The following is a 13,127-nucleotide window of genomic DNA, read 5'->3' as shown; positions in this document are numbered from 1 at the left end:
CCGGGAGATCCTCCCGGGCCCTGCGTGGGTCAGGTCACCCGCGGGTGACCTGCGAGGTCACTGGATGAGGCCGCGCTCGCGCAGCGTGCTGAGGGCCTCGTCGAGGATCGCGGCGCCGTCGGCGTCGCTGCGACGCTCCTTCACGTAGGCGAGGTGCGTCTTGTAGGGCTCGACCTTCGGCGGGGCCGGAGGGTTGTCCTTGTCCTGGCCGGCCGGGAACCCGCAGCGCGGGCAGTCCCACGTCTCGGGCAGCACCATGCCGGGCTCCTCGGCGAAGCTCGGACGCGTCTCGTGCCCGTTGGAGCACCAGTAGGAGATGTGGACGCGAGGGGCGGCGTCGCCGCGCTCCGCCTCGCCCATCGGGCCGGCGCCGACCCGGCTTCCACGAATGGCGTTACCGCTGGCCATCTGTTCCTTCTCTCAGCTCGCGAAACGGGCCAGGAGGCCCAGACCGATGATCGCCGTCGCCCACACGAGCGCCACGGCCACCGTGAAGCGGTCGAGGTTGCGCTCGGCGACCGATGAGCCACCGAGCGACGTGGACATGCCCCCGCCGAACATGTCGGACAGGCCGCCACCCTTGCCCTTGTGCAGCAGGATGAAGAGGGTCAGGACCATGCTGGACAGCACCAGCAGGACCTGAAGCACGATGCGAACCGCATCCACGTGGTCACTCCAAATCGTCGGGATCTCGGGGGTCGTCGGGCCGGACGGCCACTCCCCCGCGTGTTCCGGGGCTCGGGCAAGGATACCTGCCCGAGGGCCCATCGGCCGAACGGCCCCGTGGGGATCCGTCCGGCCGACGGGAACGTATCAGGACGTGCCGACGTGGTCGCGGTAGCGACAGATCGACGCGAACTCGGTCGGGTCGATCGACGCACCGCCGACGAGGGCGCCGTCGACGTCCTCCTGGGCCATGATCGCGGCGACGTTGCCCGACTTGACGCTGCCGCCGTAGAGGACGCGGACGCCGTCGGCGACGTCGCCGCTGTACAGCTCGGCGAGCAGCGTGCGGATGGCCGCGCAGACCTCCTGCGCGTCGTCCGGGGTGGCGACCTCGCCCGTGCCGATGGCCCAGATCGGCTCGTAGGCGATGACGACCGACGCAGCCTGCTCCTTGGTCACCCCGTCGAGGTTCTCGCGCAGCTGGGCGACGACGTGCTCGACCTGGCGGCCCTCCTTGCGCACGTCGAGAGCCTCGCCGCAGCAGAGGATCGGCGTCAGGCCGTGGGCATAGGCCGCCTTGACCTTGGCGTTGACGACGGCGTCGGTCTCGCCGTGGCCCTCGCGCCGCTCGCTGTGCCCGACGGCGACGTACGTGCAGCCGAGCTTGGCGAGGAAGGCGCCCGAGATGTCACCGGTGTAGGCACCCGAGGTGTGCGGCGACAGGTCCTGCGCGCCGTACCTGAGGTCGAGCTTGTCGCCCTCGATGAGCGTCTGGACCGAGCGCAGGTCGGTGAAGGGCGGCAGCACGGCGATCTCGACGGCCGCGTGGTCGTGCTTCGCGTCGCGCAGCGTCCAGTCGAGCTTCTGCACGAGGTGCGTCGCCTGGAGGTGGTCGAGGTTCATCTTCCAGTTGCCGGCCATGAGCGGGACCCGCCCGACCGGCTTGGTGTCCTTGGCCATCAGGCGTCGCCCTCCTCGAGCACCGTGAGTCCGGGCAGCTCCTTGCCCTCGAGGTACTCGAGACTGGCACCGCCGCCGGTCGAGATGTGGCCGAAGTCGGAGTCGGCGAAGCCGAGCTGACGCACGGCTGCCGCGGAGTCGCCGCCGCCGACGACCGTCAGGGCGCCGCCCTTCGTGATGTCGACGAGGGCCTGCGCCAGCACCTTGGTGCCGGCGGCGTAGGGCTCCATCTCGAACGCGCCCATCGGGCCGTTCCAGAAGACGGTTCGGCAGTCGGCGAGCTTCTCGCCGAACAGACGGCTCGACTCGGGTCCGATGTCGAGTCCCATGCGATCGGCCGGGATGGCGTCGGCTGCGACGACCTCGTGCTGGGCGTCGGCGCTGAACGCGTCGGCGGCGACGACGTCGACGGGGAGCACGATCTCCACGCCCTCCTTCTCGGCCCGTTCGAGGTAGCCCTTGACCGTGTCGACCTGGTCGGCCTCGAGCAGGCTCGTGCCGACCTCGTGGCCCTGCGCGGCGAGGAAGGTGAAGACCATGCCGCCACCGATGAGGAGACGGTCCGCCGTGCCGAGGAGGTTTCCGATGACACCGAGCTTGTCGGACACCTTCGCGCCCCCGAGGACGACGGCATACGGCCGCTCGGGATCCTTCGTCAGGCGGCGCAGGACGTCGACCTCGGTGGAGACGAGGTCGCCCGTGGCGTGCGGCAACAGCCGCGCGACGTCGTAGACGGACGCCTGCTTGCGGTGCACGACGCCGAAGCCGTCGGAGACGAAGACGTCTGCGAGAGAGGCGAGCTCGCCCGCGAAGGCGGCACGCTCATCGTCGGTCTTGCCGGTCTCTCCGGCGTTGAAGCGGAGGTTCTCGAGGAGCAGCACCTGTCCGTTCTCGAGCGCTGCGGCCTTGGCCTTGGCGTCGTCACCGACGGTGTCGTCGGCGAAGACGACGTCGGTGCCGAGCACCTCGCTGAGTCGCTTCGCCACCGGCGCGAGGGAGTACTTGGCCTCGGGGGCGCCCTTGGGACGTCCGAGGTGGGCGCAGACGATGACGCGGGCCCCGGCGTCGGCCAGGCCCTTGATCGTCGGGGCCGAGGCGCGGATGCGGCCGTCATCGGAGATCGTCGAGCCGTCGAGCGGCACGTTGAGGTCGGACCGGACGAGGACGCGCTTGCCGCGCAGGTCCCCGAGGTCGCTGGTGGTCTTCACGCGGGATGCCTCTTCGTCAGTTGGGGAGTGGGGCGGGCACGGGTGACAAGGGTGCGGCCACCGCCCGGGGTGCTCGGGAGAGCACCGAGGACGGTGGCCGAGTGGCTCAGAGCGACGAGCCGACGAGCGCGACGAGGTCGACGAGGCGGTTGGAGTAGCCCCACTCGTTGTCGTACCAGCCGACGACCTTGACCTGGTTGCCGATGACCTTGGTGAGGCCGGCGTCGAAGATGCACGAGGCGGGGTCGGTCTCGATGTCCTTGGAGACGATCTCGTCCTCGGTGTAGACGAGGTAGCCCTTCATCGGGCCCTCGGCGGCCGCCTTGACGGCGGCGTTGACCTCTTCGACGGTCGTCTCGCGGCCGGCCTCGAAGGTCAGGTCGGTGGCCGAGCCGGTCGGCACCGGCACGCGCAGGGCGTAGCCGTCGAGCTTGCCCTTGAGCTCGGGAAGCACGAGGGCGACGGCCTTGGCGGCGCCGGTCGTGGTCGGGACGATGTTGAGGGCGGCGGCGCGGGCCCGACGGAGGTCCTTGTGCGGGGCGTCCTGGAGGTTCTGGTCCTGCGTGTAGGCGTGGATGGTCGTCATGAGTCCCTTGACGATGCCGAACTCGTCGTTGAGGGCCTTGGCCATCGGCGCGAGGCAGTTCGTCGTGCACGAGGCGTTGGAGATCACCGTGTGCGCGGCGGGGTCGTAGAGCTCGTCGTTGACGCCCATCACGATCGTGATGTCCTCGTTCTTGGCCGGGGCCGAGATGATGACCTTCTTGGCGCCACCGTCGATGTGGGCCTTGGCCTTCTGGGCGTCGGTGAAGAAGCCGGTGGACTCGACGATGATGTCGGCGCCGACCCCGGCCCAGTCGATGTTGGCGGGGTCGCGCTCCTCGAAGACACGGATGGCCTTGCCGTCGACGATGATCGACGTGTCGTCGTAGGTGACCTCACCGGGAAAACGGCCCAGGATCGAGTCGTACTTGAGCAGGTGGGCGAGGGTCTTGTTGTCCATGAGGTCGTTGGTGGCCACGACCTCGATGTCGGCTCCGGACGCCACGATGGCGCGGAAGAAGTTGCGGCCGATGCGGCCAAAGCCGTTGATACCAACGCGAACGGTCACTGCTGTGCACCTCTTCGGTGAGACTGTGTGTCGGACGAAATGCCAGACCTTGGGCCGCCCCGTTGCGACCTCGATCACACCACACCCTAGTGCGTCGCCTGCGACGCCGACGGGGCAGTCTCAGGGCTTGGTGAGCACGCGCTCAGCACGCGCCGCCCTCTGGGGCGCGGGCACGCGACGACGGCGTCGGACGCCCTCGGTTCAGCTCTCCAGCATGTCGGCCGTGAGGTTGGCGTCGGTGCCGGCGACCCCGAGCTCCTCGGCCCGCTTGTCGGCCATGGCGAGCAGGCGACGGATGCGACCGGCCACGGCGTCCTTGGTCATCGGCGGCTTGGCCAGCTGGCCGAGCTCCTCGAGGCTGGCCTGCTTGTGCTCGAGGCGGAGCACACCGGCCTCACGCAGGTGGTCGGGGATCTCCTCGCCGAGCAGCTCCATGGCGCGCTCGACGCGGGCCCCGGCGGCGACGGCGGCCCGCGCGGAGCGGCGCAGGTTGGCGTCGTCGAAATTGGCCAGGCGGTTGGCCGTGGCCCGCACCTCGCGGCGCATCCGCCGCTCCTCCCACGCCATGACGGCGTCGTGGGCCCCGAGACGCGTCAGCATCGCGCCGATGGCGTCACCGTCGCGGATCACGACCCGGTCGACGCCGCGGACCTCGCGGGCCTTGGCCTGGATGCCGAGGCGACGTGCGGCGCCGACGAGGGCCAGCGCGGCCTCGGGACCGGGGCACGTCACCTCGAGCGCCGACGAGCGCCCGGGCTCGGTGAGCGAGCCGTGCGCGAGGAAGGCGCCGCGCCAGGCCGCCTCGGAGTCGCACGTCGCGGCGCTGACCACCTTGGGCGGCAGGCCGCGGACGGGACGGCCACGCGTGTCGATGAGCCCGGTCTGTCGGGCGAGCGTGGCGCCCTCCTCGACGACCCGGACGACGTAGCGGGAGCCACGACGCAGACCGCCGGCGGCGAGGACGAGCACGTCGCTCTTGTGCCCGTAGACCTCGGCGATGTTGCGGCGCAGGCGCCGTGCGGCGTTCGCGGTGTCGAGCTCGGCCTCGACGACGATCTGTCCCCCGATGATGTGCAGCCCGCCGGCAAAGCGGAGCATCGTCGAGACCTCGGCCTTGCGACAGCAGGGTTTGGTCACCTCGAGGCGTGAGAGCTCGTCCTTCACCTTTGCTGTCATGGCCATGGGCGACATCCTGCCACCCTGATCAAGCACCCTCGCGCGGGAGCCCCGGCCCGCTCTGCGGACGGCGGCGCCACGAGATCAGGAGATGACGTCGCGTAGCGCTGCCGCGAGGCGCAGCGGGTCGTGGACCCCGAGCTCGCCGCGGGCCGCCACCGGCGCGACGACGAGCTCGGCCCCGAGCTCGGCGGCTGCCGCCCGCAGGGAGGCACCGTCGGGGACGACGCTCGGGTCGGCGAGCACGACGTCGAGCCGGAGGTCGGGAGCGTTGGCGGCGAAGGACGCGAGGTGGTCCTCGGCCCGGAAGTCGCGGGTCTCGCCCTTGTGCACCTCGAGGTTGAGGTTGAGCAGCCGCTTGGCCGGCGTCGAGACGAGCGCGTCGACGAGATCGGGCACCAGCAGGTGCGGCATGACGGACGTGAACCACGACCCGGGTCCGAGCATGACCCAGTCGGCGTCGCGGACGGCGGAGAGCGCCTCGTGGCAGGGCTCCGGACACGTCGGCACGATCCCGATCGACGACACGATGCCCGGAGACGACGCGACGCGGTGCTGCCCGCGCACGTCGACCGTGGCATCGGGGCGGGCCGGGTCGTGGCCGCGGATCTCGGCGACGATCTCGAGCGGCTCGGCTGCCATCGGCAGCACCCGGCCCCGCGCGCCGAGCAGGCGCCCCACGAGGTCGAGGCCCTGCACCGTGTCCCCGAGCAGCTCCCAGATCGAGACGATCATGAGGTTGCCGAGCGCGTGGCCCTTGAGGTCCCCCGTGCCGGCGAAACGGTGCTGGAGCACGTCGCGCCAGGTGTGGCCCCAGTCGCTGTCGTCGCACAGCGCCGAGAGCGCCATCCGCAGGTCGCCCGGGGGCAGCACGTCGAACTCCTCGCGCAGCCTCCCGCTCGACCCGCCGTCGTCGGCGACGGTGACGACGGCGGTGACGTTGTCGGTGAGCAGCCGGAGCGCGGTCAGCGCCGCGGCCAGGCCGTGACCTCCACCGAGGGCGACGATGCGCCGGTGGTGCGAGGAGCCGAGGGGTGGTCGCTGGGCCGTCACCGCGGTCGTCCCGGTCACTCCCGACCCAGGTCGCGGTGGACGACGAACGTGTCGACGCGGTCGCGGCCGCCGAGCCGCTCGCTCAGCGCCTCCGCGATTGCGACCGACCGGTGCTTGCCGCCGGTGCAACCGACGGCCACGGTGACGTAGCGGCGACCCTCGCGGACGTAGCCGTCGATCATCGTGTCGAGCAGGTCGCCGGCGCGGTCGAGGAACTCTTCGGCGCCCTCCTGCCTCATGACGAACTCGCTGACGGGAGTGTCGCGCCCGGTCAACGCCCGAAGCTCGGGGACCCAGTAGGGGTTGGGCAGGAATCGCATGTCGAAGACGACGTCGGCGTCGAGCGGCAGGCCGTACTTGAAGCCGAACGACATGACGGCGATGCGCAGCTGGACACGCCGGTCACCTGCGAAGAGTGAGGAGAGCTTGGCGCTCAGCTGGTGGACGTTCAGGCCCGAGCTGTCGATGACGACGTCGGCCGACGAGCGCAGGTCGAGCAGCAGCTCCCGCTCGCGCTGGATGCCGTCGAGCAGGCGGCCCTCACCCTGGAGTGGGTGCGGGCGGCGCACGCTCTCGAAGCGTCGCACGAGCGCCTCGTCCGTGGCGTCGAGGAAGACGAGGCTGGGACGCTCACCGCGCTCGCGGGCCGCACCGATGGCGCCCTCGAGCTGCGCGAACCAGCCGCGCGAGCGCACGTCGACCACGACGGCGACCTGCTGGAGGTGAGCCTCGGGGTGCTGGGCACGGGCCTCGTCGCGCAGCTCGGCGAGGTGCGTGAGCAGCTGTGGCGGCAGGTTGTCGACGACGAGCCAGCCGAGGTCCTCGAGGACGTTGGCGGTCGTGCTGCGTCCGGCCCCGCTCATCCCGGTGACGATGACGATCGGAGCGTCGGCCAAGGGCGTCTGCGGTGTGCGCCTGGTGTCGGCGGTCATTCGAGCACTTCTCCCGTCGTGAGGTTCACGGCTGGCTCCTGGGGTGCTCCCTCAGCCAAGTGGGTGACGACGGCCGACGCAAGCGACCGGCCGAAGCCGGGTACGGCCATGATGTCCGTGGTGTCCGCCGCGCGAAGGCGTTTGACCGAACCGAAGTGGCGCAGCAGGGCCTTCTGACGGCTCGCGCCGAGCCCGGGGATCCCGTCGAGCTGGGAGGTCGTCATCGCCTTGGATCGCCGCTGCCGGTGGAAGGTGATCGCGAAGCGGTGGGCCTCGTCGCGCAGACGCTGGAGCAGGTAGAGCCCTTCGCTCGTGCGGGGCAGGATGACCGGGTGGTCGTCGCGCGGGACCCACACCTCCTCGAGGCGCTTGGCGAGCCCGACGACCGCGACCTCCTCGATGCCGAGCTCGTCGAGCACGGCCTGGGCGGCGTTGACCTGCGGCAGGCCCCCGTCGACGACGACGAGGCTGGGCGGGTAGGCGAACCGTCGAGGCCGTCCGGTCTCGGGGTCGATCGGGCCGGAGGCGGACGGCTCGTCGTCGTCCGACGGCCCCGCCGCGTCGGGCCCTCCCGCGCCGTCGGTCGCCCCGCCGACGACCCCCGTCGAGAGGTCGAGGTCGCCGGCTCCCTCGGCGTCCTCGAGGTAGCGCCGGAACCGGCGGGTCAGCACCTCGCGCATCGCGGCGGTGTCGTCGACGGTGACCGGCTCGCCGTCCTCGGTGGCCGCGCCCCGGACGATGAAGCGGCGGTACTCGCTCTTGCGGGCCAGACCGTCCTCGAAGACGACCATCGACGCCACGACGTTGGTGCCCTGGACGTGGCTGACGTCGTAGCACTCGATGCGCAGCGGCGCGTCGTCGAGGCCGAGGTAGTCCTGCAGCTCCTGCAGGGCCTTGCTGCGCAGCGTCAGGTCGCCGGCGCGGGCCACCTTGTGCCGGGCCAGCGACTGCTCGGCGTTGCGCCGGACCGTCTCGCTCAGGGTGCGCTTGTCGCCGCGCTGCGGCACGCGGACGCTGACCGCGGAGCCGCGCACCGAGGACAGCCACTCGGTGACGGCCTCGGGGTCGGACGGCAGGCTCGGCACGAGCACCTCGCGCGGGATCGCGTCGCGCTCGGCGTCGCCGTAGACCTGCAGCAGCAGGTGCTCGACGAGGGTCGGGACGTCCTCGCTCTCCTTCTCGACGACCCAGCCCCGCTGGCCGCGGATGCGACCCCCCCGGACGTGGAAGACCTGGACCGCGGCCTCGAGGTCGTCGTCGGCGAGGGCGAAGACGTCGGCGTCGGTGGCGTCACCGAGGACGACCGCCTGCTTCTCGAGCGCCTTGGTCAGGGCCCCGATGTCGTCGCGCAGGCGGGCGGCCTGCTCGAAGTCGAGCTCGGCGGCCGCCTCCTTCATGCGCGTCTCGAGGCGCTTGGCGAAGCGCGTCGTGTTGCCGGCCATGAAGTCGCAGAAGTCCTCGGCGATGGCCCGGTGCTCCTCGGCGGTGACGCGGCCGACGCACGGCGCCGAGCACTTGTCGATGTAGCCGAGCAGGCACGGTCGTCCGCTCGCCGTCGCACGCTTGAACACGCCGGACGAGCACGTGCGCACCGGGAAGACCCTCAGCAGCAGGTCGAGGGTCTCGCGGATCGCCCAGGCATGGCCGTAGGGCCCGAAGTAGCGGGTGCCCTTGCGCTTGGCGCCGCGCATGACCTGGGCCCGCGGGAACTCCTCGCCCATCGTCACGGCGAGGAAGGGATAGGACTTGTCGTCGCGGTACTTGACGTTGAAGCGCGGGTCGAACTCCTTGATCCAGGAGTACTCGAGCTGCAGGGCCTCGACCTCGGTGCGCACGACGGTCCACTCGACCGAGCTCGCCGTCGTGACCATCGTCGCGGTGCGCGGGTGCAGGGCCGTGATGTCCTGGAAGTAGGACGACAGCCGCGGACGCAGCGACTTGGCCTTGCCGACGTAGATGACCCGGCCGTGCGCGTCGCGGAAACGGTAGACGCCCGGGTCGGTTGGGATCTCTCCCGGCTTGGGTCGGTAGGTCGTCGGGTCCGCCACGTTCCCACCCTATGTCGGCCCACCGACGTCGTCGCAGGGCGTCCTCGCGCATGCCGTGTCGGCCGATCCGTGATGGCGCCGGGAGGATGCCGGGCCGGGACGCACGTCGCCCGGCCGGGCGCCGAGGGCGCGCCGACCGGGCGGCATACGACAGCGGGTGACGCTCAGCTGACGGTGAAGGTGTCGCCGGTGACGGTGATGCTCTTGGCGGTCAGGCCGGTGGGCGCCGGACCGGACACGCGGTCGCCGGTCGTGGCGTCGAAGTGGCTCTGGTGGCAGGGGCAGATGATCTGGCCGCCTTCGACCGAGCTGACGGTGCAGCCCTGGTGAGGGCACACGGCGTCGAACGCCTTGAACGTGCCGGCGGTCGGCTGGGTGACGACGGTCTCGGTGTCGGCGAAGATCTTGCCGCCGCCGACGGGGATCTCGGACGTCGGGGTGCCGCCGCCGGCGGCGGAGCTCGCCCCGGAGGACGGAGCGGCAGCAACGTTGCTCGACGCCGAGTCGGCCGGGGTCGTCGGGACGGGCGGGCTGCTGCACGCGGCCAGCGCTCCGGCCCCGAGGACGACCCCGGCGACCCGGAGGACGCCGCGGCGGTCGGTGAGCACCGAGATGCGGTCGGCGAGGCTCGGCTCGGCGGCGCCGGTGGACGGGAGGGCGGACGGAGTGGACGACGTGTCGGAGGTGCTCGTGCTGCTGGTCGGCTCGGTGGTGCTGGAGTGCGTGCGCTCGGTCATGCGTTCCTCTTCCGGGTCGTGGTCGACCTCGTCTTGCTCACGGTGGTGCTCGACGTGGTCTTCTTCGCAGCGGCGGTGGTGGCACCTCCTCGTGCGCGACCGCTCGCCTTCGGTGCCGTGGCTGCCTTCGTCGCCTTCGTCGCCTTCGTCGTCGTCTGTGCCTTCACGGTGCGCGGCGTCGATGTGCCCCCGCCGTCAGCCCGCTGTGAGCCAGCCGAGCCCGCAGCGGCCGCTGAGGCCGTCACCTTCTTGGCCCGGGTGCGTGCCGCGCCGCGGCTCGTCGTGCGGGCCGTCCGCTCGAGGATCGGCTTGAGGAACCGGCCGGTGTGGCTGGCGGCCACCTCGGCGACGTCCTCGGGCGTGCCCTCCGCGATGACCGTGCCACCGCCGGAGCCGCCCTCGGGCCCCATGTCGATGATCCAGTCGGCGTTCTTGATGACGTCGAGGTTGTGCTCGATGACGATGACGGTGTTGCCCTTGTCGACGAGGCCCTGGAGCACGTCGAGGAGCTTGCGGATGTCCTCGAAGTGCAAGCCGGTGGTCGGCTCGTCGAGGACGTAGATGGTGCGTCCGGTGGATCGCTTCTGCAGCTCGCTGGCGAGCTTGACGCGCTGGGCCTCACCACCGGAGAGGGTCGGCGCCGGCTGGCCGAGGCGCACGTAGCCCAGGCCGACGTCGTTGAGGGTCTTGAGGTGACGCGCGATCGCGGGGACGGCCTCGAAGAACGTGGCGGCCTCCTCGATCGGCATGTCGAGCACGTCCGCGATCGTCTTGCCCTTGAAGTGCACCTCCAGCGTCTCCCGGTTGTACCGGGCCCCGTGGCACACCTCGCACGGGACGTAGACGTCGGGCAGGAAGTTCATCTCGATCTTGATCGTGCCGTCGCCGGAGCACGCGTCACAGCGTCCGCCCTTGACGTTGAAGGAGAACCGGCCCGGCTGGTAGCCGCGCACCTTGGCCTCCGTCGTCTCGGCAAAGAGCTTGCGCATGTTGTCGAAGACGCCGGTGTAGGTCGCGGGGTTCGACCGGGGGGTGCGCCCGATCGGGCTCTGGTCGACGTGCACGACCTTGTCGAGATGGTCGAGGCCCGTGACGGACTTGTGACGGCCGGGCACGTGGCGCGCACCGTTGAGCTTGTTGGCGAGGACGTTGTAGAGGATGTCGTTGACGAGCGTCGACTTGCCCGAGCCCGACACCCCGGTGACGGCCACGAGGTTGCCGAGCGGGAAGTTCACCGAGACGTTCTGGAGGTTGTTCTCGCGGGCGCCGTTGACGGTGATCTGGCGACCGTCGTGTCCGCGGCGCACGTCGGGCGACGGGATCTCACGGCGACCCGAGAGGTACATGCCGGTCAGCGAGTCGGGGTGCTCGAGCAGTCCCTTGACGGTCCCTGAGTGCACGACGTGGCCGCCGTGCTCACCGGCACCCGGGCCGATGTCGACGACCCAGTCGGCCGACGCGATGGTGTCCTCGTCGTGCTCGACGACGATGAGCGTGTTGCCGAGGTCGCGCAGGCGCGTCAGCGTCTCGATGAGGCGGTGGTTGTCGCGCTGGTGCAGGCCGATCGAGGGCTCGTCGAGGACGTAGAGCACGCCGACGAGGCCGGACCCGATCTGGGTCGCGAGCCGGATGCGCTGCGCCTCGCCGCCCGAGAGGGTGCCGGCCGGGCGGTCGAGCGAGAGGTAGTCGAGCCCGACGTCGAGCAGGAAGCCGAGCCGGGCGTCGATCTCCTTGATGACGCGCTCGGCGATCTGCTTCTCGCGCGAGGTGAAGTCGACGGTGTCGAGGAAGCCGGCCGCCTCGTTGATCGCGAGCCCGCAGACCTCGGAGATGTTCTTGCCGCCGACGAGCACGGCGAGCGACTCGGGCTTGAGGCGCGCGCCCTTGCAGACCGGGCACGGGACCTCGCGCATGAAGCCCTCGTAGCGGTCGCGGCTCCACTCGGAGTCGGTCTCGGAGTGGCGGCGCTTGATGAACGGGACGACGCCCTCGAAGCCGGTCGTGTAGGAGCGGTCGCGGCCGTAGCGGTTCTTGTACTTGACGTGGACCTTGTAGTTCTGGCCCGTGAGCAGCGCCTCCTTGGCACGGGCCGGCAGCGCTCGGAAGGGTGCGTCCATCGAGAACTTCATGTCCTCGGCGAGGGCGCCCATGACGCGCTGGAAGTACTCGGCCGAGCCCGACCCCTGCGCCCAAGGGGCGATGGCGCCCTCGGCGAGCGACAGGTCGTCGTCGGGCACGACGAGCTCGGGGTCGACCTCGAGCTCGGTGCCGATGCCCGTGCACTCGGTGCAGGCGCCGAAGGGCGAGTTGAACGAGAACGAGCGCGGCTGGATCTCGTCCATGCCGAGCGGGTGGTTGTTGGGGCAGGCCATCTTCTCCGAGAAGCGGCGCTCGCGGTCCTTGTCCTTGGCGTCGCGGTCGACGAAGTCGATGATGACGACGCCACCGGCGAGCCCGAGGGCCGTCTCGACGGAGTCGGTGAGGCGACGCTTGGAGCCGGCGTCGTCACCCTTGGCGACGAGGCGGTCGACGACGACCTCGATCGTGTGCTTCTTCTGCTTCTCGAGCGCGGGGGGCTCGGCGAGGGACACGACCTCGCCGTCGACGCGGGCACGCGAGAAGCCCTTGGTCTGCAGCTCGGCGAAGAGGTCGACGAACTCGCCCTTGCGGCCCTGGACGACGGGTGCGAGCACCTGGAAGCGGGTGCGGTCCTCGAGGGTCAGCAGCTGGTCGACGATCTGCTGCGGCGACTGCCGGGTGACGGGCTCGCCGCAGACGGGGCAGTGCGGCCGGCCCGCGCGGGCGAAGAGCAGGCGGAGGTAGTCGTAGACCTCGGTGATGGTGCCGACGGTCGAGCGCGGGTTGCGGTTGGTCGACTTCTGGTCGATGGAGACCGCGGGCGAGAGTCCCTCGATGAAGTCGACGTCGGGCTTGTCCATCTGGCCGAGGAACTGCCGGGCGTACGCCGACAGCGACTCGACGTAGCGACGCTGCCCCTCCGCGAAGATCGTGTCGAACGCGAGGCTCGACTTGCCCGACCCCGAGAGCCCGGTGAAGACGATGAGGCTGTCGCGTGGGAGGTCGACGGACACGTCGCGCAGGTTGTGCTCGCGCGCGCCGCGGACGACGAGGGAATGGGCGTTGCCGGTGGGCGTAGCAGTCACGCGCAACATGCTAGGTGGGGTGACCGACAGTCCCCCCATCGGCGGTTCAAGGCTGGACATCTCACGGGACGT

At 70.8% G+C, this 13,127-nt stretch carries 11 protein-coding genes; all 11 read right to left on the bottom strand.

The annotated features are described in order from the left end of the window. Positions 1-57: 57 nt before the first annotated feature. The 11 genes from NR112_RS15580 to uvrA all read right to left on the bottom strand — a co-directional run bounded on the left by NR112_RS15580 (position 58) and on the right by uvrA (position 13,064). Positions 58-408: an RNA polymerase-binding protein RbpA gene (locus NR112_RS15580; protein WP_081633871.1), complete on the bottom strand. Its 351-nt coding sequence runs from the start codon at positions 406-408 to the stop codon at positions 58-60. A 12-nt stretch (positions 409-420) separates the two neighbouring features. Next, a complete protein-coding gene (secG, locus tag NR112_RS15575; protein WP_020144105.1) occupies positions 421-666 on the bottom strand; it encodes a preprotein translocase subunit SecG in 246 nt (81 codons plus the stop codon). 147 nt (positions 667-813) lie between these two features. Continuing rightward, positions 814-1,626: a triose-phosphate isomerase gene (gene tpiA / locus NR112_RS15570; RefSeq protein WP_256795219.1), complete on the bottom strand. Its 813-nt coding sequence runs from the start codon at positions 1,624-1,626 to the stop codon at positions 814-816. Next, the gene (gene pgk / locus NR112_RS15565) at positions 1,626-2,834 is read right to left on the bottom strand and encodes a phosphoglycerate kinase (RefSeq protein ID WP_256795218.1); all 1,209 of its coding nucleotides are present in this window, start codon (positions 2,832-2,834) and stop codon (positions 1,626-1,628) included. Before pgk ends, tpiA begins: the two co-directional genes overlap by 1 nt. Positions 2,835-2,940: 106 nt before the next feature. Next, positions 2,941-3,945, bottom strand: coding sequence for a type I glyceraldehyde-3-phosphate dehydrogenase (gap, locus tag NR112_RS15560; RefSeq protein ID WP_256795217.1), 1,005 nt, complete (start codon positions 3,943-3,945; stop codon positions 2,941-2,943). 201 nt (positions 3,946-4,146) lie between these two features. Continuing rightward, the gene (whiA, locus tag NR112_RS15555) at positions 4,147-5,127 is read right to left on the bottom strand and encodes a DNA-binding protein WhiA (RefSeq protein ID WP_028785583.1); all 981 of its coding nucleotides are present in this window, start codon (positions 5,125-5,127) and stop codon (positions 4,147-4,149) included. Positions 5,128-5,205: 78 nt separating this feature from the next. Beyond that, positions 5,206-6,192 (bottom strand): uridine diphosphate-N-acetylglucosamine-binding protein YvcK, encoded by a 987-nt coding sequence (gene yvcK, locus NR112_RS15550; protein ID WP_256795216.1) that lies wholly within the window; start codon positions 6,190-6,192, stop codon positions 5,206-5,208. Next, positions 6,189-7,106, bottom strand: coding sequence for an RNase adapter RapZ (gene rapZ, locus NR112_RS15545; protein WP_256795215.1), 918 nt, complete (start codon positions 7,104-7,106; stop codon positions 6,189-6,191). The genes yvcK and rapZ overlap by 4 nt, the downstream gene beginning before the upstream one ends. Further along, entirely contained in the window at positions 7,103-9,154 is a 2,052-nt protein-coding gene (gene uvrC / locus NR112_RS15540; protein WP_256795214.1) for an excinuclease ABC subunit UvrC, read from the bottom strand. Before uvrC ends, rapZ begins: the two co-directional genes overlap by 4 nt. Before the next feature lie 164 nt (positions 9,155-9,318). Continuing rightward, positions 9,319-9,891 carry a Rieske (2Fe-2S) protein gene (locus tag NR112_RS15535; RefSeq protein WP_256795213.1) on the bottom strand — a complete coding sequence of 191 codons (573 nt, stop codon included), beginning with the start codon at positions 9,889-9,891 and terminating at the stop codon, positions 9,319-9,321. After that, the gene (uvrA, locus tag NR112_RS15530; RefSeq protein ID WP_256795212.1) at positions 9,888-13,064 is read right to left on the bottom strand and encodes an excinuclease ABC subunit UvrA; all 3,177 of its coding nucleotides are present in this window, start codon (positions 13,062-13,064) and stop codon (positions 9,888-9,890) included. The genes NR112_RS15535 and uvrA overlap by 4 nt, the downstream gene beginning before the upstream one ends. Positions 13,065-13,127: the final 63 nt, after the last annotated feature.

Origin of the sequence: Terrabacter sp. Ter38, assembly GCF_024519435.1 — a bacterium.
In the GTDB taxonomy this organism is placed as follows: domain Bacteria; phylum Actinomycetota; class Actinomycetes; order Actinomycetales; family Dermatophilaceae; genus Terrabacter.
This window is presented reverse-complemented; position numbering and strand designations above follow the sequence as displayed.